General features: G+C 47.8%; 24 protein-coding genes. 14 read left to right on the forward strand and 10 right to left on the reverse strand.

The genetic code is table 11. From position 1 onward, the window contains the following. Positions 1-59: 59 nt before the first annotated feature. From coaBC to WH95_RS15060, 5 genes are all read left to right on the forward strand, one after another. Complete coding sequence (coaBC, locus tag WH95_RS15040) at positions 60-1,274, forward strand: bifunctional phosphopantothenoylcysteine decarboxylase/phosphopantothenate--cysteine ligase CoaBC (RefSeq protein ID WP_046508727.1); 1,215 nt, start codon at positions 60-62, stop codon at positions 1,272-1,274. Positions 1,275-1,304: 30 nt separating this feature from the next. Beyond that, positions 1,305-1,763 (forward strand): dUTP diphosphatase, encoded by a 459-nt coding sequence (gene dut / locus WH95_RS15045; protein WP_046508729.1) that lies wholly within the window; start codon positions 1,305-1,307, stop codon positions 1,761-1,763. A gap of 20 nt (positions 1,764-1,783) precedes the next feature. Beyond that, positions 1,784-2,242: an RrF2 family transcriptional regulator gene (locus WH95_RS15050; RefSeq protein ID WP_046508731.1), complete on the forward strand. Its 459-nt coding sequence runs from the start codon at positions 1,784-1,786 to the stop codon at positions 2,240-2,242. Positions 2,243-2,277: 35 nt separating this feature from the next. Continuing rightward, positions 2,278-3,249, forward strand: coding sequence for a cysteine synthase A (cysK, locus tag WH95_RS15055; protein ID WP_046508733.1), 972 nt, complete (start codon positions 2,278-2,280; stop codon positions 3,247-3,249). A 65-nt stretch (positions 3,250-3,314) separates the two neighbouring features. Continuing rightward, the gene (locus WH95_RS15060) at positions 3,315-4,091 is read left to right on the forward strand and encodes a HesA/MoeB/ThiF family protein (RefSeq protein ID WP_082114182.1); all 777 of its coding nucleotides are present in this window, start codon (positions 3,315-3,317) and stop codon (positions 4,089-4,091) included. A gap of 6 nt (positions 4,092-4,097) precedes the next feature. Here WH95_RS15060 and WH95_RS15065 read toward each other — a convergent pair whose 3' ends face one another. Further along, positions 4,098-4,586 (reverse strand): Lrp/AsnC family transcriptional regulator, encoded by a 489-nt coding sequence (locus WH95_RS15065; RefSeq protein WP_046508735.1) that lies wholly within the window; start codon positions 4,584-4,586, stop codon positions 4,098-4,100. A gap of 406 nt (positions 4,587-4,992) precedes the next feature. On the opposite strand from WH95_RS15065, the gene WH95_RS15070 reads away from it, so the two are divergent. The 5 genes from WH95_RS15070 to astB are packed head-to-tail and all read left to right on the forward strand — an operon-like array spanning position 4,993 to position 11,338. Beyond that, positions 4,993-6,183: an aspartate aminotransferase family protein gene (locus WH95_RS15070; protein ID WP_046508737.1), complete on the forward strand. Its 1,191-nt coding sequence runs from the start codon at positions 4,993-4,995 to the stop codon at positions 6,181-6,183. A 12-nt stretch (positions 6,184-6,195) separates the two neighbouring features. Continuing rightward, a complete protein-coding gene (locus WH95_RS15075; protein WP_046508739.1) occupies positions 6,196-7,425 on the forward strand; it encodes a hydrolase in 1,230 nt (409 codons plus the stop codon). A 31-nt stretch (positions 7,426-7,456) separates the two neighbouring features. After that, complete coding sequence (locus WH95_RS15080; RefSeq protein WP_046508741.1) at positions 7,457-8,500, forward strand: arginine N-succinyltransferase; 1,044 nt, start codon at positions 7,457-7,459, stop codon at positions 8,498-8,500. Then, positions 8,497-9,984, forward strand: coding sequence for a succinylglutamate-semialdehyde dehydrogenase (astD, locus tag WH95_RS15085; RefSeq protein ID WP_046508743.1), 1,488 nt, complete (start codon positions 8,497-8,499; stop codon positions 9,982-9,984). Before WH95_RS15080 ends, astD begins: the two co-directional genes overlap by 4 nt. Before the next feature lie 4 nt (positions 9,985-9,988). Further along, positions 9,989-11,338 carry an N-succinylarginine dihydrolase gene (astB, locus tag WH95_RS15090; RefSeq protein ID WP_046508744.1) on the forward strand — a complete coding sequence of 450 codons (1,350 nt, stop codon included), beginning with the start codon at positions 9,989-9,991 and terminating at the stop codon, positions 11,336-11,338. 123 nt (positions 11,339-11,461) lie between these two features. Here astB and WH95_RS15095 read toward each other — a convergent pair whose 3' ends face one another. Then, positions 11,462-12,772 (reverse strand): SAM-dependent methyltransferase, encoded by a 1,311-nt coding sequence (locus WH95_RS15095; RefSeq protein WP_046508746.1) that lies wholly within the window; start codon positions 12,770-12,772, stop codon positions 11,462-11,464. A 324-nt stretch (positions 12,773-13,096) separates the two neighbouring features. Between WH95_RS15095 and WH95_RS15100 the strand changes: the two genes are divergently transcribed. From WH95_RS15100 to folD, 3 genes are all read left to right on the forward strand, one after another. Further along, on the forward strand, positions 13,097-13,396 hold the full coding sequence (locus tag WH95_RS15100; protein WP_046508747.1) for a YggT family protein: 300 nt from the start codon (positions 13,097-13,099) through the stop codon (positions 13,394-13,396). Positions 13,397-13,436: 40 nt separating this feature from the next. Further along, on the forward strand, positions 13,437-14,072 hold the full coding sequence (gene pncA, locus WH95_RS15105; RefSeq protein WP_046508749.1) for a bifunctional nicotinamidase/pyrazinamidase: 636 nt from the start codon (positions 13,437-13,439) through the stop codon (positions 14,070-14,072). A 206-nt stretch (positions 14,073-14,278) separates the two neighbouring features. Further along, positions 14,279-15,178, forward strand: a complete 900-nt coding sequence (gene folD / locus WH95_RS15110; RefSeq protein WP_046508752.1) for a bifunctional methylenetetrahydrofolate dehydrogenase/methenyltetrahydrofolate cyclohydrolase FolD — start codon at positions 14,279-14,281, stop codon at positions 15,176-15,178. A 118-nt stretch (positions 15,179-15,296) separates the two neighbouring features. Here the strand turns inward: folD and WH95_RS15115 are convergent, their stop codons facing one another. The 6 genes from WH95_RS15115 to WH95_RS15140 all read right to left on the reverse strand — a co-directional run bounded on the left by WH95_RS15115 (position 15,297) and on the right by WH95_RS15140 (position 21,421). Beyond that, positions 15,297-15,581 carry a DUF3253 domain-containing protein gene (locus tag WH95_RS15115; RefSeq protein ID WP_046508754.1) on the reverse strand — a complete coding sequence of 95 codons (285 nt, stop codon included), beginning with the start codon at positions 15,579-15,581 and terminating at the stop codon, positions 15,297-15,299. Positions 15,582-15,703: 122 nt separating this feature from the next. Beyond that, positions 15,704-16,480, reverse strand: coding sequence for a trans-aconitate 2-methyltransferase (gene tam, locus WH95_RS15120; RefSeq protein ID WP_046508756.1), 777 nt, complete (start codon positions 16,478-16,480; stop codon positions 15,704-15,706). Positions 16,481-16,483: 3 nt separating this feature from the next. Then, positions 16,484-17,002 carry a class I SAM-dependent methyltransferase gene (locus tag WH95_RS15125; protein ID WP_342667135.1) on the reverse strand — a complete coding sequence of 173 codons (519 nt, stop codon included), beginning with the start codon at positions 17,000-17,002 and terminating at the stop codon, positions 16,484-16,486. A gap of 180 nt (positions 17,003-17,182) precedes the next feature. Continuing rightward, on the reverse strand, positions 17,183-18,385 hold the full coding sequence (locus WH95_RS15130) for an argininosuccinate synthase (protein WP_046508760.1): 1,203 nt from the start codon (positions 18,383-18,385) through the stop codon (positions 17,183-17,185). Between the two features lie 168 nt (positions 18,386-18,553). Beyond that, the gene (locus tag WH95_RS15135) at positions 18,554-20,704 is read right to left on the reverse strand and encodes an FAD-binding oxidoreductase (RefSeq protein WP_046508761.1); all 2,151 of its coding nucleotides are present in this window, start codon (positions 20,702-20,704) and stop codon (positions 18,554-18,556) included. A gap of 102 nt (positions 20,705-20,806) precedes the next feature. Then, positions 20,807-21,421, reverse strand: coding sequence for a glutathione S-transferase family protein (locus tag WH95_RS15140; RefSeq protein ID WP_046508763.1), 615 nt, complete (start codon positions 21,419-21,421; stop codon positions 20,807-20,809). A gap of 149 nt (positions 21,422-21,570) precedes the next feature. Here WH95_RS15140 and WH95_RS15145 point away from each other — a divergent pair, with 149 nt between their 5' ends. Then, positions 21,571-22,473 carry a LysR family transcriptional regulator gene (locus WH95_RS15145; protein WP_046508765.1) on the forward strand — a complete coding sequence of 301 codons (903 nt, stop codon included), beginning with the start codon at positions 21,571-21,573 and terminating at the stop codon, positions 22,471-22,473. Here the strand turns inward: WH95_RS15145 and WH95_RS15150 are convergent. Both WH95_RS15150 and WH95_RS15155 read right to left on the reverse strand, forming a co-directional pair. After that, positions 22,470-23,837: a DUF3179 domain-containing protein gene (locus WH95_RS15150; RefSeq protein ID WP_046508767.1), complete on the reverse strand. Its 1,368-nt coding sequence runs from the start codon at positions 23,835-23,837 to the stop codon at positions 22,470-22,472. The two genes, WH95_RS15145 and WH95_RS15150, sit on opposite strands and share 4 nt — an antisense overlap. A gap of 121 nt (positions 23,838-23,958) precedes the next feature. After that, positions 23,959-25,371, reverse strand: coding sequence for an MFS transporter (locus WH95_RS15155; protein WP_245622983.1), 1,413 nt, complete (start codon positions 25,369-25,371; stop codon positions 23,959-23,961). Positions 25,372-25,390 lie beyond the last annotated feature (19 nt).

Genomic DNA, 25,390 nt, shown 5'->3' on the forward strand with positions numbered 1-25,390 from the left:
TAGCCAAAAAATTAAGAGGTTAATTTACGCAATTTTACAGTGAAATAGTACGTTTAATAATGATAACTGGCAAAAGCATTCTACTGGTGGTTACTGGTGGTATTGCAGCATATAAATCTCTGGAGTTGATTCGGCGCCTTAAAGAGCGTGACGTCTCTGTGCGTGCAATCCTTACAAAATCCGGATCAGAGTTTGTAACGCCACTCTCGGTTTCGGCCCTGACAGGCGAAAAGACCTTTGTTGATCTCTTTTCACTTACTGATGAAACTGAAATCGGGCATATTCAGCTTTCACGCCAATCCGATCTTGTCGTTGTCGTTCCTGCCAGTGCTGATTTCATGGCAAAGATGGCCCAGGGACGTGCAGATGATCTTGCCTCTACGGTTTTGCTTGCGACGGATAAAGATACACTTATTGCACCCGCGATGAATGTACGCATGTGGGAACACCCCGCAACACAAGCCAATCTGGAAACCTTGGTCCGTCGTGGTGTCAAGGTTATCGGCCCGGGCGAAGGCGCCATGGCATGTGGGGAGTTTGGCCCAGGACGTATGTCTGAACCCGCTGAAATCCTAAGTGCTATTGAAGATTATTTTTCCACCCCCGACGAAAAACCACTGGCTGGGGTAAAAACCCTTGTCACAGCGGGTCCAACACACGAGGCGCTTGATCCAGTCAGGTACATTGCCAATCATTCGTCCGGCAAGCAGGGCTATGCCATTGCCAAAGCCATGCAACAACTTGGTGCTGACGTCACATTGGTATCTGGCCCAACAAAACTATCGCCCCCACAGGGGGTGAATTTCATTTCCATCACAAGTGCCGAAGAAATGCTTGCTGCCTGTCAAAATGCGATGCCATCTGACATTGCCATTTGTGCCGCAGCTGTCGCGGACTGGCGTGTCGCAGAACCAAGCAAACAAAAAATCAAAAAGAAAAACAACACAGAAGCACCGACACTTAGTTTTATTCAGAACCCTGATATTCTCGCGACACTGTCTCAATCTGGTCCAAATCGCCCCGGACTTGTCATTGGCTTTGCCGCTGAGACAGAGCATGTCACGGAAAACGCTGTTTCAAAACGAGAGCGAAAGGGATGTGACTGGATTTTGGCAAATGATGTATCGCCGGCCACAGGCACTTTCGGTGGGGACGAAAACACACTGTTTTTAATCGATAAAAACGGCGTGAATCCATGGCATAAAATGACAAAAGACGCAGCAGCAAAAAAGCTGTCCAAGCGCATTGCAGACCACTTAACCCTTAATGCTTGATCACAAGCATACACGTCAGGAAGAAATTGTATGAACGTAGAGATTTCGATCGTTCAGCTCTCACACGGAGAAGGCCTCCCCCTTCCCTCTTATGCCACCCCACAGTCAGCTGGGATGGATCTTCTTGCTGCTGTTGATAAGGTAATAGAATTGGCACCAGGCGATCGCACACTGGTTCCAACGGGCCTTAAAATTGCTCTGCCTGATGGGTATGAGGCTCAAATAAGACCAAAATCAGGCTTAGCACTAAAACACGGAATAACCCTGGTAAACACGCCAGGGACCATAGATGCCGACTATCGCGGAGAAATCGGTGTTATTATGATTAACCTTGGCAAAGAAACCTTCACTATCGAAAGAGGCAAAAAAATCGCCCAGATGGTGGTGGCCCCCTATATTCAGGCTAGTTGGACCCCGGTGACTTCACTTGAAAAAACTTCACGTGGAGAAGGCGGTTTTGGGTCAACAGGCGTCTTTGCTCAGGAATAAAAGGGACTGGGACACAAAAAATGCTTCGGCTATCAAAAAAGCTACTCTTTGCAATAGAAGCGGTGGTAGATATCGCTTACCACGCGGGCTCTGCGCCTGTACGATCAACCGAAATATCGCGTCGAGAAGGCATTCCAAGACGCTATCTTGAACAAGTGCTCCAACAGCTGGTGCACAATGGCGTTTTAGCCGGGCAACGGGGTCCTCGGGGTGGGTACCGCTTGGCAAAAGAGAGACGACGTATAACCGTTGGCGAGATTATCCGTGTGGTCCGCGATCTAGAGGGTGCATCAGATCCTGCCAGTGATAACGAAGGTTCCGATATTGGCATCAATGTCGTTCGACCTATCTGGGTTGACATGCAAAGGGAAATAATGGAGCGTTTCGACAAAATAACCATTGAGCAACTTTGCGACGAAGCAAGAAAACAAAACATTCCCAGCGAGGCCACAGCCGCAATGCCTGATTTCAGTATCTAATCAGGCGGTCTCTTGGGGTCGTATAGCGAGAAACCATGAAGACCAAAAACAACACCTTATCTTCCTCTTTCCGGGGCAAAATATACGATTCTATCCTTGATACGATCGGTGCGACACCACTTGTGCGCCTGCAAAAGCTCGCCGATGCACATGGGTCCGGCGCAGAGATCCTTGGGAAGTGCGAGTTCTTTAACCCTCTAGCATCGATCAAGGATCGCATTGGCTTTGCGATGATTGAAGCGTTGGAAGAATCGGGTGAACTCGATAAAGATACTGTCATTATCGAGCCAACCAGTGGCAACACAGGTATTGCGCTTGCTTTTGTGTGCGCAGCAAAAGGCTATAGGCTAATCCTGACGATGCCTAAAACAATGTCTGCCGAACGACGTAAGATGCTGCGTTATCTAGGGGCAGAACTGGTTCTGACAGATGGCGCACTGGGCATTAGCGGCGCAGTTGCCCGTGCAGAAGCATTGGTCAAAGAATTGCCAAAAGCCGTGATGCCGCAACAGTTTATGAACAAGGCAAATCCGGCAATCCACAGAATCACAACAGCCGAAGAAATCTGGCACGACACCGCGGGTCAGGTTGATATGGTTGTTTGCGGTGTGGGCACAGGTGGTACCCTGACAGGTGTTGGGGCCGTTCTCAAAGAACTAAACCCCGAAATCAAAATGGTCGCTGTCGAACCCGAAGACAGCCCGGTCCTTTCTGGCGGGCAACCCGGCCCCCATAAAATTCAGGGTATCGGCGCAGGTTTCATCCCAAGCATTCTGGACACAGGACTGATTGATGAAATCATTCGGATCGGAAATGACACTGCTTTCAGAACGGCCCGTGAAGCAGCGGCACTCGAAGGGTTACCCATAGGGATTTCTTCCGGTGCAGCTTTGGCTGCTACGCTGGAAATTGGCGGAAGACCCGAAATGGCAGGAAAAAAGATTGTTACTATTCTGCCTTCCTTTGCCGAACGCTATCTGAGTACAGATCTTTTTGAAAACGGTTGATATTCAAAGAATAAAACCAGACAACACCGACCAAAACACACGTAGCGAAAACGGGATCAAAAAACGTGAATGAACAATTGGAAGACGAGCTAACCGATGATCAGATTGATCGTTATGCCCGACATCTTGTCCTTCCAGAAGTGGGCGAAGAAGGTCAGATAAAACTTCTTCGTTCCAAAGTTCTCGTGATTGGTGCCGGGGGGCTTGGCTCTCCTCTCTTACTATATCTTGCCGCCGCAGGTATTGGAACAATTGGGGTTGTCGATGATGATGTTGTTGATCTGTCGAACCTCCAGCGCCAAATTTTACACGATACCAATCATATTAATCACCCCAAGGTTCAATCTGCCAAGACCCGTTTGAGCGCGATCAATCCGGATATAAATATCCAAACCCATCACTTCCGTCTGGATTCAGAAAACATTGATGATCTGGTCAGCCAGTATGATTTGGTGGCGGATGGCTGTGATAATTTCAATACCCGTTATCTGGTCAATGACGCCTGCTATCGGCAAAAAGTCCCGCTGGTCTCTGCCGCGATCATGCGATTTGATGGTCAGCTAACAACCTTCCGCGCTTTTGAAGAAGGGGACAAGCCCTGCTACCGCTGCCTTTTTGGTAACGAACAGGTGGCGGAAAAAGACAGTTGTGCCGATGTTGGTGTTCTCGGTGCACTGGCTGGTACAATGGGCAGCTTGCAATCCGTCGAAGTTATCAAAGAGTTGCTGGGAATTGGCGAGAGTATGAGCAACAGCTTGTTACTTTATGATTCTCTGAGCACATCTTTCCACAAGATGAAAACCAAGCGCGATCCAGCCTGCACGCTATGTGGGTCAAAATAGGATTCGTTACAAAAGCTTTTCGATCGGGTAGCCGGAAAAATGCTTGGATGTATTGAGGACAACATGGCTGCTGATGTTCATCACACCCGGCGTATCAGTTGCGTCCAGTAGATAATCGTTTATTTCATTGTATCGTCCCATATCCGGGGCTACGATGCGTAAACAAAAATCAAAAGATCCACTGACCATATAACATTCGACCACTTCCGGGATCTTTTGCACATAGTCCTGAAAGGCCTTGAATTGATCCCGGCTATGATCCTTCAGGGTCACAGTCGCAATCACCATGACAGATCTACAAACCCGTTCCAGATCGATCATCCCGAAATAGGGGCCGATAAAGCCACGCTCTTCCAGTTTTCGGACTCTATTCAAGCAAGAGCTTGGCGATAAATTCACCCTGTCCGACAAATCCTGATTGGTTATACGCGCTTCTTGTTGAAGAATCGAAAGAATCTTTTGGTCTATCCGGTCTAACTGCTGACTAAACGACATATACAGGCCTTATTTTTACAAGATCAGATACTACAGAGTGCAATTTCCTCTTTAACAACAGAAAACCTAACTCGGCAAAAATCCTTATTTTCTCTATATATCAGAAGAAAGCATTAATCAAAAATTTAACAACAGCTGTAAATACCTGTTGCAAACAAGCAAACAAAATATAATTCGGTATAGATCACTTAAACCGCAGTATCTGCAGTTAAATAGACTGACTTCGATAAGACCTTCGGCAGATTCTGCGATAAGCTTATTTAACTGAGCGAAACAAAGGCGACAGAAAATCCGCCACCAATAAAATCGCCAAACAATGCGTAATACACAGGTAATACAAATACACAGGTAATACACTGGGACGCCTGATTAAATATCAGGCTTAGATCCACCAAAGGAGCATATAATGTCTAACGTTCTTCCTGGCCGCGAAGCCATGATGACCACCTATAACCCGCCTAACATCGCTTTTGAAAGAGGTGAAGGCACCTGGCTTTACGCAGAAGACGGCAAAAAATATCTCGACTTTTACAGCGGGATTGCTGTTTGCGCCTTTGGCCACGCGCACCCTCATCTAGTTGCTGCGTTGAAAGATCAGGCTGATAAATTCTGGCACTGCTCCAACATGTTCCGGGTCACAGAGTCAGAAAAGCTGGCAAAACGCCTGACCGATAACTCTTTTGCGTCAAAGGTTTTCTTTAGCAATTCAGGTGCAGAAGCCAATGAATGCGGTCTGAAAGTTTTACGTAAATATCAAGAAGCCAAAGGCCGTCCAGAGCGTAAACGTATTATTGGTATGACCAGCGCCTTTCACGGTCGCACACTCGGCACGATTGCCGCCGCCGGAAATCCAGCACACACTGCGGGCTTTCTGATGGAAGATGAAGGGTATGATCAGGTTCCTTTTGGTGATCTAGAAGCTCTGGAAGCAGCAATTACAAACGAAACTGCTGGCGTGATTTTTGAGCCTGTTCAGGGTGAAGGTGGTATTCGTCCGGGCACGGCTGAGTACCTTCGGGGTATTCGCGCCCTGTGCGACAAACACGATATCCTGATGATGGTTGACGAAGTCCAGTGTGGCATGGGTCGTACCGGCAAACTCTTTGCCTATGAGTGGTCAGGGATCGAGCCTGATGTCATGTCCCTTGCCAAAGGCATTGGTGGCGGTTTCCCACTTGGTGCCTGTCTGGCAAATGACAAAGCTGCAGAAGCAATGATTTTTGGTACACACGGCAGCACCTATGGCGGTAACCCACTTGCAGGTGCAGTTGGAAATGCTGTTATGGATCTGTTGATGGAAGACGGCTTCCTTGCTTCAGTTACCGAGAAATCAAACAAGGTTCGCGCCCAGCTAGAAGAGCTTATCGCAAAGCACCCCAAAGCGCTGGTTTCCGTTCACGGCCTTGGTCTGATGATCGGTCTAAAATGCGCTATTCCAAACGGCGATGTACTCGTTGAGCTTAGAAACGAAGGCATGCTGTGTGCGAAATCCGGAGATAACCAGATTCGCTTCCTGCCCCCGCTCAACGTCTCTGACGACGAGCTGGATACCGCGATCGAGATCCTTGATCGTGTTTGCACGAAACTGACAGCCTAAGGAAAACGGTCGATGACTTACGCTCCTTTGCTCGAATGGATCGATACGCAACAGGACAACATGCTTTCGGAAGTTTTGGCACTGAGTGAAATCAATTCCGGAAGTGCAAATATTCCGGGGATTGAAAAGGTCATCGACCGCCTCTCTGACTTTGCATCGTCACTCGGTGCAGAAGAAGAGCGCCTTGAGTTACCCCCCCGAACAGATGTTCTTGATAACGGCGAGGTCGTCGAGAGCGAAAGTGGTCCGCTGCTTCGTCTCACAAAATGGCCAAACGCCAATCGCCGTATTCTTCTGGTAGGTCACAGCGATACCGTCTATCCCAAAGATCATAGTTTCCAGCACTGTACCAAGCTTGATGAAAACACCATCAATGGTCCCGGTGTTGCCGATATGAAGGGTGGTATTGTTGTTATGCTCACAGCCTTGCAGGCTCTTGAGCGCAGTCCCTATGCAGGGAACATCGGCTGGCAGGTTATTATTAATCCGGATGAGGAGATTGGTTCTTTTGCGTCGGCACAGCATCTGGATCAAGCTGCCAGAGCCGCCGATGTCGGGATGATCTTTGAACCTGCCCTGGCCGATGGCACATTGGCTGGCGCGCGCAAAGGCAGTGGAAACTTTACACTCGTGGCCCACGGACGTGCTGCGCATGCCGGACGGGAACACCACCTTGGCAGAAATGCTATCGCAGCCCTCGCCCGGGTAATTTCACTTCTGGATGGCCTGAACGGCCAGATGGATGGCGTCACCATTAATGTTGCCAAGCTGACGGGTGGCGGCCCCAACAACGTGGTTCCCGACTTTGCTCTGTGCCGCTTTAACATTCGCGTCCCTAGCCCGGAAGGACAGAGTTGGGCCGAAAAGCAACTGCAACAAATCATTGATGACGTCAGTCAGGCCGATGGAATTTCACTTGAATTGCACGGTTCCTTCGGACGGCAACCAAAAGTCATGGACAAGGCCCACCAGCAACTCTTTTCCCTGCTGAAAAGCTGCGGAGATGATCTGGGCCTTTCAACAGAAGCAAAAGCAACAGGCGGATGCTGCGATGGCAATAACCTCGCCGCGGCTGGCCTTGCAAATATAGATACCCTCGGCGTTCGTGGCGGGGCAATTCACAGTACTGATGAATTCCTGCTGATCGACAGCCTGAGTGAACGCGCCAAACTCTCTGCTCTTCTGCTTTTTAAATTGGCAGCAGGCGAAGCAAGTTGGCCCGACCGTACAACCACAGCCTGATTCGGCTGACAGATCCGGGGAAAACGTCCCAATGTTAATTATCAGACCAGCTAGACAAAGTGATCTCGGCGATCTTATGGATTTGTCCCACGCTGTGGGAACCGGCATGACATCCATGCCAGCCAACGAAGGTTCCTGGCTTGAAAAGCTGACCCGTTCCGAGGCGAGTTTCAAGTCCCCCGCAATGGGACCACAAGGTGAAATTTACTTTATGGTTCTTGAGGATACCGAGACAAAAAAAGCTGTTGGTACCACGGCACTCTACGCTGGGGTCGGACTAAAATATCCTTTTTATTCCTATAAGATATCGACCTTGGTCAGTGCCTCATCCGAGCTGGAAACCACCCGTAAGATGAAGGTTATGCACTTGGTCAATGACTACACGGGTGCAACCGAAATCGGATCGCTTTATCTTTCCAAAGAATATCGCCAACCCGGTATCGGCCAGTTTCTGTCCAGATGCCGTTATCTAACTCTGGCAGATTTCCCGGACCGCTTCGGTGACATGGTGATGGCCGAAATGCGCGGATGGCAAGACAAAAACGGAGACTCCCCTTTCTGGGCCCATCTCGGCGAAAAGTTCTTTGGCATTGCTTTTGAGAATGCGGATAAAATTTCATCGGTCAAAGGAACCCAAATCATTTCAGATTTGATGCCCAAGTATCCGATCTATATCGACCTGCTGCCGGAAGAAGCACAGGAAGTTATTGGCAAGCCGCACGAATCATCCAGTCCCGCGTTACGACTACTTGAAAAAGAAGGGTTTAACTTCAACGGCTATGTCGATGTTTTTGACGGTGGCCCCTCTGTGGAGGTTCCAACCAGAAACATCAAAACGCTGCAATCAAGTCGCGTTGCCAAGCTTAACGGCACAACAGATCAAACTGCCGCAGAAGATCAATCAAACCTCTATATGATCAGTAACGCCAACATTGATGCCTACCGCATGTGTCTCCAGCCAGCAGAGCTGGACGGCGCGCAATCTATCAAACTGACACAAGAAACCATCGACGCACTCCGCCTTAAAGACGGCGATGAAATACGTTATGTGAAATTCCGGGAGAACAAGTCATGAGCCTAGCACAAAAACTTTATATCAATGGCGAATGGCGCGATGGCAAAGGCAGTGTCCTCTCGTCGACCAATCCCGCAAACAACGAAGTCATCTGGCAAGCGGCTTCTGCAACGGCAGAGGATGTAAACAATGCCATTATTGCGGCCCGATCCGCACTGCGTGGATGGGCGCTTGCCTCACTCGACAGTCGTGTTGAGATCATCACAAAATATCGCGACCTTCTGAAAGAACGTCAGGAAGATATCGCTGTTGCAATCGCAATGGAAACGGGGAAACCACTTTGGGAAACCCGAACAGAAGCAGCTGCAATGATTGGCAAGGTTGCTCTATCCCTCGACGCTTTTGAAAAACGTACGGGCGATCATGAAAACCAGATGGGTGACGGCCTGAAGGCTACTTTACGGCACAAACCCCACGGCGTTGTTGCTGTATTCGGCCCCTACAACTTCCCCGGTCACCTTCCTAACGGGCACATCGTCCCGTCTTTGATTGCGGGAAACACCATCGTTTTCAAACCCAGCGACCTGACGCCAATGGTTGCCGAAGTTATGATGCAGGCATGGCATGACGCCGGGCTTCCTGCCGGTGTTCTCAATCTGGTACAAGGTGCCAAGGAAACAGGTATCGCCCTTGCCGAACATGATGGCATAGATGGCCTCTTTTTCACCGGTAGTTCAGCAACAGGAGAACTTCTCCACCGCCAATACGCGGGCAAAACTGGTAAAATTCTGGCACTGGAAATGGGGGGCAACAACCCGCTGGTTGTTATGGAAGCAAGCGATCACAAAGCCGCGGCCTATCACACCATTCAGTCAGCCTATGTTACCTCTGGTCAGCGCTGCACCTGTTCCCGCCGATTGATTGTGCCAACAGGGGCAGAAGGCGATCAGTTTATCGAAACTCTGTCTTCGCAGATTGATGGCATCAAAGTTGGACAGGATGATCAGGAAAACCCACCCTTTATGGGATCCTTGATTTCCAATGCCGCAGCAGACGGTATTCTTGCCGCACAGGAAAGTCTGGAGAAGCTTGGCGGCAAAGTCATCAAGCGCCTGGAACGACTTTATGACGGCAAGCCATTTTTAACTCCGGGCCTGATCGATGTTACAACCATCAAGGATCTTCCTGACGAAGAGTATTTTGGCCCATTGCTGCAAATCATCCGCGTTGCTGATTTTGACGAAGCTATTGCCGTTGCCAACAATACCCGCTTTGGGCTTTCAGCGGGTATTTTAACGGATAACAAAGATCTTTGGGAAAAGTTCTGGGTTGAAAGCCGCGCCGGGATTGTGAACTGGAATCGTCCCCTAACAGGCGCCAGCGGATCAGCACCATTCGGCGGTGTTGGTGCCAGTGGAAACCATCGCCCAAGTGCGTTCTATGCTGCTGATTATGCCGCCTATCCTGTTGCTTCCCTTGAGGCTGATACCCTTAACGTACCTGCACAGCTAACACCCGGCATTACCCTAGAGGATAGAGGATAAGCCGATGACCTATTACGAGGTTAATTTTGACGGTCTTGTGGGTCCGACACACAACTTTGCAGGTCTTTCCTATGGAAACATAGCATCCGACAAATCAGCCAAAGGGACCTCAAGCCCCAAAGGGGCCGCCTTGCAAGGGCTGGAGAAAATGAAAGCCTTGGCAGATATGGGCATGAAACAAGGGGTTTTACCCCCGCAGGAGCGTCCTCACCTGCCAACCCTGCGCGGCTTGGGTTACAGCGGAAACGAGCGTGATATCATCAAGAAAGCGGCAGAGGACAACCCGGCCCTCTTTGCCGGGACCTGTTCAGCCTCTTCAATGTGGGTTGCCAATGCCGGAACGGTATCCCCGCGTCCGGACACTAGGGATGGTAAAACACATTTCACCCCGGCCAATTTGATTTCCATGTTCCATCGCTCTATCGAGCACCCGACAACTGGCCGGACCCTGCAAACCATCTTCGCCGACGACAGCCGTTTTGCCCATCATCCGGCCTTGCATGGTAGCCACCACTTTGGGGACGAAGGCGCTGCGAACCATACCCGTTTTTGCAACGACTATGGTGACCCCGGTGTCGAGTTTTTTGTCTATGGTGTCGAAGCTCTGCGTAAAGGCGCACCCGGTCCAAAGAAATTCCCCGCCCGGCAAACCCTGGAAGCCTGTCAGGCTGTGGCCCGCCTTCACGGTCTGTCCGAAGATCGGGTCGTCTATGCGCAGCAAAACCCCGATGTGATTGATCAGGGTGTTTTCCACAACGATGTAATTTCGGTCGGCAACGGACGTGTTCTGTTCCACCACGAAAAAGCCTTCCTCAATACAGATACTGTCAAGGAAGAGCTGAACCGAAAGCTGCCAAACGGCGACATGATTTTTGTCGAAGTGCCCGACAATCAAGTCTCTGTCGAAGATGCTGTGCAAAGTTATCTCTTCAACAGCCAGCTGATTTCCCCTTCGGGCAGCGGCAGTAACGCCATGACCTTGATCGCACCTTTCGAGTGTCAGGAAAACCCACGGGTAAAGAAATACCTTGATGACCTTGTCCAGCAAGGCGGGGCCATCAGCAATGTTGAATTTTTCAACCTGCGCCAATCCATGAAAAATGGTGGTGGTCCGGCATGTCTTAGACTGCGTGTTGTCCTCAGTGATGATGATTTAAAAAATCTGGGCGCACGTGTCCTGCTTGATGATGCGCTCTACGAAGACCTGAAGGCATGGGTTTCCAGACACTACCGTGATGAACTCGCCCCCGATGACATCAGGGATCCAGCACTTCTGTTCGAAGTGCGTACAGCACTTGAAGAACTGACCGACATTTTAAATCTTGGAAAACTTTACGATTTCCAGCGGGCTTAAGTCGGATTCCCGTCCTGGCTTAAGCTTCTTTTATCCCGAGTGATCACCGTATCACTCGGGATCTTTTTAACGCTTCGCGCCATGTATATTTTCAAGGTAAGGCGATTCCAAAGTAGGATGATCCTAATCATGGCCTGTTTTGTAGAGATCAGATCGCGTCGGAGGCATGCCTGAAAGCCCTTTGGTTCTTTTGGTCGCAACGGTCTGGAAAATATTCAGTGTCCCCCGTGTAAAGGCTAACGACACCCCCGTGAGGTAAAGCACCCAAAGGCGATAACGCTCTTCGCCAGCTTCTGCTATTGCCTCTTCTTTTCTCTCCATCAGGCGGCGTGCCCAGAGTTCAGTTGTTCTGGCGTAATGCTCACGCCATGCCTCGACGTCATGAACCTCAAAACCATGCGCTTCAAGATTTCTCGCGGTCATGCCTATATGATCAACTTCGGCGCCTGGGAAGATATATTTAAGCATTGAATTATATTCAGGGCGCTTTCGGTTAAACTTCGCATCGCTGGTTTTGCCTCTGCGGGTAATAGCGTGATGCAGATAAATCCCGCGCGGTTCTAACAGTCGATTAACAGTCAGATAGTATTCCCGATGATTTTCGATTCCCACATGCTCAAACATGCCAATAGACGAAATCTTGTCAAAGGTACCTTCAAGCAAGCGGAAATCCTTGAGTTCTACCGAGACCTTGTCTTCAAGGCCCCTTTCTTTAATGCGTTTTCTGGCCAAGGTTAACTGTTCTTCGGACAGTGTGACACCAACCGCTGTAACGCCATAGTGTGCCGCAGCATGACAGATCAGCGCACCCCAACCACAGCCAATGTCCAGCAAGCGATCTCCCGGTTTCAACCGCAATTTACGGCAAATCATATCCAGCTTGTCACGCTGAGCCTGTGCCAGATCATTGGACCAGTCTGTGAAATACCCGCAGGTATAAACCATTTCGGGGTCGAGAAAGAGTTCATAAAACCTGTTCGATACATCGTAGTGATAGGCAATATCGTTTTGCTTGCTTCCCCGGCCAGAGGTTTCACCCTGCCCGTCCAGTTGAACGTTCTGTTGGTCCGTCCGTGCAAAGAGAAGTGGAAAGAGGTTTCGCAGTAACAGGCTTTTATTCAAGCTTCTGATAAGCTTTTTGGTTTTGCCCTTGGGGCGTCGTTCAGCCAGATCAAAAAGCGTACCGCCGCGAATATCAAGCCCCCCCGACAGATAAAGATCAATAACCGTCTTAAGTTTTGGTCGCCTGAGCAATCTGGTCAAAACAGTTCTGTCGGTCAGTGCCAGACGCAGCTTATTCTTTTCATCATCAGAAGGCGGTATAAGGGAATCATCCCAAAGCTGAAACGAAAAATCCAAACCTAGCTTTTCATGGAGATGCGAAAGTGCCTTTCGAACACTCTCTAACGAACGGTCCTGTCCCATAACAGACATCACTAATCCTTTGATAAATCAAATAAGATTGCACCGCACTTGGTAAAAGCTTACTCAAGCAGAATAGACAAGGCAAATACTCTGTCATGGACAGATCAATTATTTCAGGACCTGTTTCAAAGATGACACGACAAGATAGCCAAGGGCCTCCATCTGCTAGTTATTTTGTTGACCCAATCCTATTTAGCTGCAAAAGAAGCATACGATTTAACAGGTAAAAAATCCCGAGGTGATAGCTTGGCTTGAATCCCTTGGAACAGCTATGTAGTCTGTTCTTGGTTCAATATTGCCAGCAACCTCCCAACCAATTGAGATGTGTTTACGATGGATATTATTCTGGGACCTTTGATTACTGTACTCGTTATTGCGCTCGATCTTTTCAAATGGGCTGTTATCATTTCGGCAATTCTAAGCTGGCTCGTTGCTTTCAACGTAATCAATACACACAACCAGTTTGTCAGCATGGTTGGGGAGTTTCTCTGGCGTTTGACCGAACCTGCCCTTCGCCCCATCAGAAGCATCATTCCCAATATTGGTGGTATGGACCTGTCCCCGATTGTTCTTTTACTAATCATCATATTCTTGCAAAATGTGCTGATTAATATCCGCATCAGCTTTGCGTAAAATCACTTTAATCCCCGTTTAACAAAGAAGGTATCGCACAATGTCATATTCTCTTGATTTGAGTAGTCGCGATGCTCTTTTAGTCATAGATCTACAAAACGATTTTTGCACAGGCGGGGCATTGGCCGTGCCGGATGGTGAAGCCATTGTCCCCGTTGTTAACCGGTTGATCGATCGCTTTCCCCACGCATTGGCAACACAGGACTGGCACCCCGAGGGGCATCTGTCTTTTGCCTCATCCCACGAAGGCCAAACACCATACGGAACAATAGAACTGAGCTATGGCACACAGGTGCTTTGGCCAGATCATTGTGTTCAGGGACATGACGGATCGACACTACATAAAGATCTCAATAAAACTGCGCTAGAACTGATCCTGCGCAAAGGTTTTCGCAAAGAAATAGATTCCTATTCCGCCTTTTTCGAAAACGATAAAACGACCTCAACCGGGCTAACAGGGTATTTGAAAGAACGCCAGATAGAACGAGTCTTCCTTTGCGGCCTTGCAACAGATTTCTGTGTGTATTATTCCGCGATAGATGCCATTAAACAGGGCTTCGAAACCTTTGTTATTGCGGATGCCTGTCGTGCCATTGATTTGGAGGGGTCATTAGCTAAAGCCATGACTCACATGCGAGAATCAGGTGTCGAAATTCTAAGCTCTGACGAGCTTTAACCGGATTATCCGATCAGGCAATTCACAATTCAAAACAGAAAGCCTGTTCTGCCTTGCGATAAGTCATTGCATCGCCAGACCTAAAGCCATAAAACCACGAAAACAGAAGTCAAGAATACCTGTGCTGTACCCTGGTTCAAGCTGAGTTTTGTTTGGCTTACGACACTGATGTCTGATGACAAAGGGATCAATCAAGGAGACCTATGATGTCCACTGCGACAATTATTGATGGCAAAAAATTTTCCGCAACCCTTCGTGGCCGTATTGCAGAAGAAGTTACCCGTCTGAAAAACGATCACAACCTGACACCCGGTCTTGCTGTTGTTCTGGTTGGTGAAGATCCTGCCAGTCAGGTTTATGTGCGCAGTAAAGGCAAACAGACCCTTGAAGCAGGTATGAATTCTTACGAGCACAAGATGCCTGCCGAGACCACACAGGAAGAGCTTCTGGCCAAAGTTGAAGAGCTGAACAACGACCCTGCTGTCCACGGTATTCTTGTGCAGTTACCTGTACCCGACCATATTGATGACCATGCAATCATCAATGCAATCGATCCAAACAAAGACGTTGATGGCTTTCACGTGATCAACTCTGGCCGTTTGGCAACTGGTGCTCGCGGCGCAAGCGCCCCAATGATCCCCTGTACTCCCCTTGGGTCTATCATGTTGTTGAAAGATCACCTTGGTGACCTTTCTGGCAAAACAGCCGTTGTTGTTGGTCGCTCCAACATCGTTGGCAAGCCAATGGCCCAGCTTCTGCTCCAGGAAAGCTGCACTGTAACCATCGCACACAGCCGTACCAAAGATCTTGCAGACGTTGTTCGTCAGGCTGACATTGTTGTTGCCGCTGTTGGACGCCCTGAGATGGTAAAAGGCGACTGGATCAAACCTGGCGCAACTGTTATCGACGTTGGGATCAACCGTATTGAAGTTGACGGCAAAAATAAACTTGTTGGTGACGTGGCAACAGCCGAAGCCATGGAACATGCTGGCGCAATTACACCCGTTCCGGGTGGCGTTGGTCCCATGACAATTGCGTGTTTGCTTGCCAATACCCTGACCGCAGCAAGTCGTCAAAACGGACTGGAAGAGCCAAATCTTCTCTAAAAATCTGTTATAGAACAGCAATCAAAAAAAGCCCGGGTCTGAATTCTCAGCCCGGGCTTTTTATTATTCGTTCGCTAGCACAATAAACCCAGCGATAGGTAGCGCGTAAATATTTCCCTTAAGCAATTACAAGCTTGAACAGCCCCTTGATCGGCGCATTCGGGTCAGCAACTTCGCCTTTGCGAATAATGTTAATCCGGCCTGTGCGTGCCAGATGTAAAGCCTGCTGACGTACTGCTGGCAAGTATTTACGCCAAGCATCCGGGCGATCTTCCTTTTTTGCACGAGGCTTGTAGTAAGCGCGCGCAAGAGCATCGGGGCTAACTGCGTTCTCAGCTCCGTAGAGTTCCCCAAGGATAAAAATCGCAATCGGGTCGTCAGTTTTTTTCTTCTCGTCGCTCATATCAATCTCTCTTCATAAGAATGGCGCCTTCACTAACGTGAATCTCGTCCCGGAGCAATGACAATCTGCACGGTTGATCGCCTAGCAGCTTTGCGATTAAGGCATGGGATTGTGATAGTTTATCAAAGTTTCTTTTGGGCAACGATAAATAATCGTGGAAACGTCAGAAGAACACGACCGTCTTTTAATGGCGTATAAGCCTGTTTAATCTTGCGAAGATATTGCTCCAGATAGGCTTCTCTTTCCCGGTCATTGAGAGGATTCAAAAAAGGTCTGAGACCTGTTGATTTCACCCAATCCACGATGGCAGTTGCATCAGCGAGCACATGTTCATAGCTGGTCCGCCAGATGTCGATAACCCCGGATTGATCTGCAAGCCAGTTATAGTAATCCGCACTGTTTCCAATAACCTCTCGTGACTTTACAGCTTCTGACAGCTTCTCTGCCCACGGCCCTTCATACGCCGCTTCCCGCATCAAAACATGACTTGGTTCGGATAGATTATCTGGCATTTGCACTGCGAGGAAACCACCCGCGTTCAGATGTTCCATTAAACGAGGAAACAGATCACGATGGCCCGTTACCCACTGTAGCGACGCGTTGGCAAAAATAACATCCACCTTTTTCTCAGGATTCCACGTTGCAATATCATCATGGGAGAACGTTACATCAGGTAATCTCTTTTTTGCTTCATCCAGCATTTTCGGGGAGGAATCTATCCCTGTAATAACAGCAGATGGAAACCTTGCTCGCAAAAGCTCTGTCGAGTTACCGGGACCACAGCCAAGATCGACGACCAGTTGGGGATCATTAATCCCTACCCTGTCCAGCAGTTCAGAGGCAGGACGTGTCCTAAGGTCTTCAAACTGAAGATATTGAACTGTGTTCCAGTCACTCATGTATCAATTTGTCTCTGTAATTTTCCGATATAAATAATAGCGTCCTTTTTGCACTCCCTCAGGCAATGGAATCTCTTCAAATTCTGGAAGTTCAAATGTTAACCCAGAAGCAACAATCCCTCCTTTTGTTGTCAGAGGTCCAATCAAAGGAGATATCCATGAACAGGTCGCAAGATCTGTCGTAGGATCACCCGATCCAATATCACAATGTACTAAGGATGCCTGCCTCTTAATCCTTGGACGGCAAAAAGCAAGTGTATCCCTGATTTCGCCCAAAATCATGTGCTCACCATCCGGAACAGATCTGGGGTTAGCATTTATGGCACGATCAAAAACAAAGATTTCTTTGCCCGGTAAGTTTTCACGCAAATGATCATAAGTCCGACCATTTCCAAGTCCCAATTCTAAAACAGGACCATCAATTTCAACGACCTCAGCAATAACAAAATTAATAATATCCCGCTGTGCTGTCATCCTGCGGATAAAACTATCAAGCCTACTAATCTGAATATCCTTCTCTATAGAAAAATTGTCCGGTTTCTTAGTTTACAACTATGTATCATTTGATCAAAAACAATAGGTACTCTCATCACAAAACCGTAATTGCAATTGGAGTAAGAATTCAAAAAAATAAGCCAGCTAAGATATCTCAGCTGGCCTATCTAAATGTTCCGAATACGCTTAAATTTACAGTAAACGATCTTATCTTTGTTTATTCAGAAGCTTCAAACGCAAGGCGTTCAACTTAATGAAACCTTCTGCGTCGCGCTGGTCATAAACACTGTCTTCTTCGAAGGTCACGTGCTCAAGACTGTAAAGTGACTTTGCTGATTCACGCCCGGTCACGATTGCATTCCCTTTGTAGAGGGACAAACGCACAGTACCTTCGACATGCTCTTGAGACTTATCGATCATTGCCTGTAACATTTCACGCTCTGGGCTAAACCAGAAACCGTTATAGATAAGCTCGGCATATTTCGGCATCAGCTCATCTTTCAGGTGCATCGCACCACGGTCCAGCGTGATGGATTCGATAGCGCGATGTGCGGTCAGCAAAATTGTGCCACCCGGTGTTTCGTAGATACCACGAGACTTCATCCCGACAAAACGGCCTTCAACAAGGTCAAGGCGACCGATACCGTTCGCCCCACCCAACTCATTCAATTTGGTAAGGATTTCAGCCGGAGACATTTTCTGACCATTGATTCCAACGGCATCACCCTTTTTGAACTCAATAGTGATCTCGGTTGCTTCATCAGGTGCCGCCATCGGCGAAACAATACGCTGATAAACATGCTCACCCGGTGCAACCCAAGGATCTTCCATTTCCTTACCTTCTGAAGAAGTATGCAGAAGGTTGGCATCAACAGAGAACGGTGCTTCGCCACGCTTGTCTTTGGCGATTGGAATTTGGTGCTTCTCGGCAAAATCGATCAGCTTTGTACGGGATGTCAGATCCCATTCGCGCCAGGGAGCAATAACCTTGATATCCGGGTTCAACGCATAGCAACTTAGCTCGAAACGAACCTGATCATTTCCTTTACCTGTTGCACCATGGGCAACAGCATCGGCGCCAGTTTCTTCGGCGATCTCAATCAAGCGTTTGGAAATTAGCGGACGTGCGATTGACGTTCCCAACAGATAAACGCCTTCGTAAACAGCGTTGGCGCGGAACATCGGGAAAACAAAATCGCTGACAAACTCTTCACGGACATCTTCGATATAGATATCTTTAACGCCACAAGCCGCCGCTTTTTTGCGTGCTGGCTCCAGCTCTTCGCCCTGACCAAGATCCGCCGTGAAAGTCACAACTTCACAATTGTAGGTTTCCTGAAGCCATTTCAGGATAACTGAAGTATCAAGTCCGCCTGAATAGGCAAGTACGACTTTTTTGATATCGCCCATAAGAGTTCACGCCTCTGCAAATAGTGGCCATGCCGCAAGAAGGCATAAGTGCCGTTTTTCGGTAAATCTGCCGGGAGTATAGGTAAATCCTGATCCAGAGCAAGTATTGTCCGCAGGAATTGCTGCAAAAATTGCAATTATTTTACCTAATTAAATTAGTTTATTTATCTAGAGATCCAACACCACTTCACCATCGTCATCAGAATTCATCGATACCTTCTTGGGCACAGCAGAACATAAAAGAACCTCATCGCCTGAAATTGCTGCTGAATACCCTTTCGGATAAGAAACCGCCCCGGACTTCAGTTTCGTGACGCAAGCACCACAATTCCCGACCCGACAAGAAAAATCAGGAAAGAGACCATTTTCTTCAGCCAACTGTAACAAACTGCCCTTTTCAGGACGCCATTCTACCGCTTGAGCTGTCGATGCAAATCGAACCATCACGTGTTCTTGGGGAAGATCATTTTGATCCGCCATTTCCAAGCTGCCACTTTCTTCTGCTGTACTTGTTTTTAGCACCATGGCAGGGCCAAAGGTTTCATAACGAATACGTTCCTCGTGCACCCCCAATGTCCTCAGAGCTTCGTAGAGAGTTTGCATAAACCCTTTTGGACCGCAGAGGTAAAAATCGTAATCATCAAGAGGCAGATATTTCCTCAGAAAATTCAAATCAATATGCCCTTTGGCTTGAAACCCCTCTCCCAAAACATCAGAAGATTCCGGCTGAGAATAAACATTCGTTACGTCAAAGCAGTCAAACCAGGAGGACAGGGCATTTGTATATTTTTTAAAAGCATGCACCGTCCCATTCCGTGTGCCATGAATGAAATGGATTTTGTGCCCAAGAGGGAACTTTTTCTCTTGTTCCAATAAAGTTTCCGCCATCGCCATCATTGGTGTCACACCAACACCCCCAGAAAGAAGCACCACGGGTCGTGTACTTTCTCTATCCAGATAAAAATCACCTCGGGGCCCTTGCGCTTCAATAATATCGCCCGGTTTCACGCAATCATGGAAATATTTGGAAACTGATCCGGCTTCTTCGCGTTTAATTGAAAGGCGATAATAACGACCGTTAAAAGCATTAGAAATTGTGTAAGTTCTTCTTACTTTTTTGCCTTCTCGTTTCGATAGATCGTCCGGCATACGCACCCGAACTGGCAAGTGTTGACCCGGTTCATAACTCGCCAGCGCCTTTTTATCTTCCGGCATCAGATAAAAGGATGAAATACTTTCGCTTTCTTTCTCTATCTTAGCGACAACGTATCGCCGCCACGAGTTCTGGTCCCTAGAAGCCGAGAGCATTTCTTCAACTTCTTCCCAAGTACCTATCTGATCAAGAAAAGGCGAATAGCTCTCAAACGTCCAGGACAACGGCAGACTCTTTTCAACAAGCAGAACTTCTTCCACCCTGATCTGAACCAGACGTTGCGCATTGGCAAAAGCCTGAACCTCTGGCCCATCCCAGATAATTTCTGCCTGTCCTGTGATATAAAGAAGATCACCAGTCTCGAAGTCAGGAACCAGCAAACCAGCTTTTGGGTAAATCTCTATATTGCCTATAGTATTAAAATGGTTATTACCCGGAAAATCGGGAAACAATAACGTTTCATCACCAACCACTTTCAGAAATCCGGGTTTACCGCCACGATGAGACACATCAACGCCAAAGCGACGATCACTGCTGTCGGGAAAATAGGCCGACGCAATAAAAAATGTATCCGCTTTGCCAATTATCTCTTTAGCCATCCTACCCAAGATTTTGGAACGCTTCTCGGTATGCGGCCCTAACACATGGGAAGGTTTCTGACTTGTTTTGTTCTGACCTCGGTCTTCATCATAAACGGGGGTCCGCGCTTGAATGAATTGCGGGCAGTTGCCAAAGCTTTGATCGACTTTAACTGAAAACCCCATGCCGGCTGTTCGTCCCTGCATCTTGCCTGCCAAACGGTTTCTTCGCCGCGAATGGAATTCAATTCCCAGAAAGCCCAGCGGAGATCCGATTTCCAGATTTTCAGACAGGGGGTCACCCGATAAAGGCGCATTATCGATAATAAGTGTTTCCCGGTCAGGGGAGCTAATAAAACCTGGCTGCCCAACGATCATTGATGCCCATGGACGTCCCTTTTGATCCAATGATCCAACGACAAGTTGCGGCAATTTCCCGTAAAATTCACGATGTTGATCCGGTAAAAAATCACGCACAAATTTAGGGGCATAGTGGTGAACATTTTCAAGAACCCCAAGACGCTGCTGAACAGCCAACTCCCCTTTGTGAAAGGGCGTGGTTTCAGGATCAAAAAAGGATGTGTCCATAACAGAGCTCCTGATCCGCTATACGTATCGCTAATTTTTAGGGGAGAGAACATAAGGGCTCTGAACGAAAATTTATTCAGAGCCCAACATTTAAACCTGTGATCAGGCTGCGTCACTCAAAGGTGTTTTTTGCATGCCAACAAAATTTGGCAGCGCTTCAATTCTGGAAACCCAGGCCTGGATATTAGGATAAGGGTCAAGAGAAACGCCGCCTTCAGGCGCGTGTGCGATGTAGGTATAAGCTGCGATATCAGCAATAGTTACCTTCGCCCCAACCAGATAACTTTGTCCATCAAGGATCTTGTTCATCGTTTCAAAAAGCGTTGCCGCACGTGCTTTGGCAACGTCATGATCAAGCTTTGCACCAAACACAGTGACTAAACGTGCCGTCGCAGGACCAGATGCAATCGGGCCGGCTGCGATAGAAAGCCAGCCTTGTATTGCTGCTTCTTCCTGTGGCGAACCCAAGCTCCAGGCCTCACCACCGTATGTACGGGCCAGATAGATAAGAATACCGTTGGAATCCCACAGAATAATACCGTTATCATCAAGAACAGGAACCTGCCCAAAGGGATGCATTTTCAAAAATTCTGCATCCTTATGCGCGCCAGCCATCAAATCGACATCAATCAACTCGTACTCAAGTTCCAGCAATGAGAGAAACAGTTCAACACGATGCGCATGACCGGAAAGTGCATGGCGATATAATTTAATCATTTTCTAACCCTTGGAATTCTAAATCAAAATATTGATCACTCATTTCAGAAACGGAGAATTCCCCGCCATCTGTTAATAAAATAATTTACTAGCCTTTTATTTACTACCCATAGATATTGGACATAATTATAAACAAAATAGATATAATAATGGATACACTTAAGAGTATGCGTGTTTTTACCGCAGTCGTTGAACACGGTAGCTTCACCGCAGCTTCAAAGAGCCTGGGCATTTCAACGATGCTCGCCAGTAAACATGTCAAAAACCTTGAAGAAAAAATTCAAGCCCGTCTTCTCAACCGAACGACACGTAAAGTTAGCGTCACCGAACTCGGGCAAGAGTTTTATGATCGATCGCTTTTAATCATTGAACAAAGTGATGAATTACTTGATCTCGTCAGTGAACAAACTGACTCTATAAAAGGGCATCTTCGCGTCACAGCCCCCAGAGTTCTCGGTGAAGAGATCGTGGTCGATTGCGCCAATGACTTTATGAAACTTCACCCCGAAGTCACACTGGATTTAAGATTGGAAGAAAGAACAGTAGATATTATTCAAGAGGGAATAGACGTCGCGATAAGATTAGGCACCCTCAACGATAGCAGTCTAATTGCCAGACACCTCGCTAAATACAAATACCTGCTTTGTGCGACACCAGGATACCTAAAAGAACGCGGAACACCAACACATCCCAATCAATTAATCGATCATGATTGTATTCTTGGATCAACCATCAGTCCGACAAATCAACTGGACTTTGTTATTGATGGAAAAAAAACAGCGTTAACCATCAAGCCTCGCGCACGCGTCAATGCGGCCCAACCTATTAAGAAAATGACTTTAGAAGGTCACGGCATTGGTATGTGCCTGATTTCCACCGTCAAAGAAGACCTCGCAGTGGGCCGCCTTGTCCGCGTTCTTGAAGAATTCGAAGCCTATGACAGAAGTGCCTATGTAATCTATCCTCACCGGCGGCATCTAGCACCGCGAGTTAAGGCTTTTGTAGATCATGTTGCCCTGTACTTCAAAAGGTCAGACAAGGTTGAACACTAATTGGCAAAGGCCCCGGATTGACTATAGTTGTTCCAGGCAAACCAATAGGAAATGTGCCCCGGCAAACGTTTCAGTTTACGGCCATCACTCAAAACCAGTGCGTCCTCTGTAATCTTCCATCTACCACTATTGCTTTCAAGATAATCACTCTTTTCTGACAGAGAAAAAACGTCACCATTTCCAGCATAGGCCCGAACTGTTCTGGTCTTTTCATCCCCTATCAAAATCACTTTCTGCCCATCTATTGTATCTTCAATAACCTGACCGTTTCGAAATTTCGAAAGCGGCCAAGCCTGCTCTCTGCCTTTTATACGCAGAACAAAAACATAAGATTTTGCGGTATTTTCACTTTGATCCACCAAGGCCGGAAACATCAGTTCTGGTGAGGCAAAATACTCGCTATAAGCAACGCCGGATCCATAGTCTCTTCGAAACCCTGTATCAATATCAAGAACCGTTGTTTTTGGGTGGTGCGCCTTCCATTGTTCCCAGTTTGTAATGGTCACAGGTCTGGTTTTAAGTTCAAGATCTGTCCCCGTTAAAGTACCGACAACCGGACGTCCCGTAAACTGGTTCCAGAGCGAGTGCGTCCTTCTGTCGAACATAAGCTTGTTTGAGCGATAGAGAAAACCCGATGACCCAAAAATCAACGGCTCTTTTCCATCACCCAAATCAGTTTCGTACAAAATGCCCGACCCGCAAAGCGTACAGTAAGCCAAGGCAACCGGAACACCCCCAATGACGTCATTGAACATTTCATGCCAATTCATAATGCGGAGCGGGTAAGCTCTGGTATCGCCATTAATGGAAACGCCAAACACCAGATCATCATCGTGCATGTAATCGGCTTTTCTCGCGGGAATCATTCCTGGACGATCCAGCGAGGGGATACCGTCTTTTTGAACGCCACCCCATGCTATTTCCTCTAACCGAATAGAATGACGAACACCCGGAAAAAGAAAGTCAGCAAAATTCGGATCAATCAATTGAGCAACACGGGCCTTGAAAATATCAAAGCCATCAAAGGGCTTAACTTCGGGGTGTTCTTCTTGCCAAAGCATCCAATCGCCCCAGCTTTGATCTGGCTGTCCTGTCAAAGAAACCAGTGTTGATCTAAGCCGGGCACTGTCGGGTTGGAAACGAAGTGCTTGAATCAAAGCAGGAACGACATCTGTCTTTCCGCGTTGTTCGAAAATCGCAAGATTTCTATCCCTGTCTTCATGACTGCCCACTACAACCTGCAGACTCTGCTCAACAAGAAGAGGGGTATGTTGAGCATTTTGAGCCTGAAGGTGCAGTGGTAACACACAGAGGAACATAGACAACAGCAGGGCAAAAGCCCTTTGTGCAGAAATAAAGACCATAATATCCTCGCGACCTTCGAACACTCTCAAGGTAAGCAGAGATCATTAAGGGGTAAAAACACGGCACGTCACAGTTCTGTGACGTTAATTTGAACTGTGACATTCGTTTGGACAGGCAGAACTAATTCCTGTTCGGCCAGAGCTCATGATGGCTATCAATCACAAAGGCATGCTTGTGTACCTGTTTGGGGTGATAATGGGGGTGGCGATGCGGTTCTGGCCCTTCCCAGCCTTCGTGTTCGTGCTGGTGGTGTTCATCATGTGTATGCAAATGCAAATGAGACACTTCCGGATGTTCATGAGTTAACACGGCACTATCCTTTGCTGGCCATACAATCATGGCAACGACCAACCCGCCAAGTACACCACCTGCACTGACCAGAAACGTTTCTGATAATCCGAGGTAAAGCCCCAACCAGCCAGCAGCCGGATAGGCAATAAGCCAGCAGGCGTGTGACAAGGCAAAATGACTGGCAAATAATGCGGGGAGGTCCTGCTTATGTGCCGAGCGCTTTAAGAGCAAACCACCCGGTGTCTGGATTAAGGAGGTCCCTGCCCCAATCAAACACCAGACAATCAAAGCAAGGCTGTAGGTCAGCTCAAACGAACCCGCGACAAGAGTGATTAACAGGACCACAGCTCCCAGAAGCATGATGGATCGTGGTTCGAACTCATCAAGTATTTTTCGTAAGCTCAAGGCAACACACATAGATCCCAAACCGGCCGCCCCAAGAAAAACAGCGACGTCACTCTCGCTGCCATCAAGTACTTCACGTACGTAAACAATGGTATTTACAATCACCATGACACCAGCTGCAGAAACAGCGAAGCTCAAGGCAAGCAAACCTCGCAATCGAGGCGTCGCGAGGTAAATTCTGGTCCCGCGAGAAACTTTTCTAAAAAAGTTTTTCTCTTCTTCCGTTGGTTCGACTTTGGGCAGAATGACGGAAATGACAAGTATAGCAGAGGCCAGGAAGCCAATAATCGTTCCCAAAAACAACCAATGAAAGCTCATGATAGATAATAATAATCCAGCAACAAGTGGGCTCAACAAGGCTTCCAGATCATAAGATAAGCGGGACAAAGACAATGCTTTTGTAAAATCACTCTCTTCTGGCAAAACATCAGGGATCGTCGCTTGAAAAGTCGGGGTGAAGGCCGCAGAAAAGGACTGAAATAAAAACACCAGTAGATAGATCTGCCAGACTTCCGTTACAAAGGGAAGAAACAGCACCATGCCTGCACGGCATAAATCCAGAGTAACCAAAAAACTTTTACGCGGCACCCGGTCAGCAAATGCCCCAACAACCGGGGCAATTCCGACGTAGGCAACCATTTTAAGAGCTAAGGCAGTTCCTAAAACAGCCCCCGCATTTGCCCCGGCCAAGTCATATGCAAGAAGGCCAAGAGCAACCGTTGTTAATCCACTGCCCATCAGGGACAAAATCTGGGCAGCAAACAAATTCCGGTAAATCCTGTTTTTTAGAATGCTAAGCATAATAAAAGTCTTACCAAAGGTTATGTTTGTTTTCATTTTGATATCCCCCCTAGGG

It is taken from the genome of Kiloniella litopenaei (assembly GCF_000982415.1).
GTDB lineage: Bacteria > Pseudomonadota > Alphaproteobacteria > Kiloniellales > Kiloniellaceae > Kiloniella > Kiloniella litopenaei.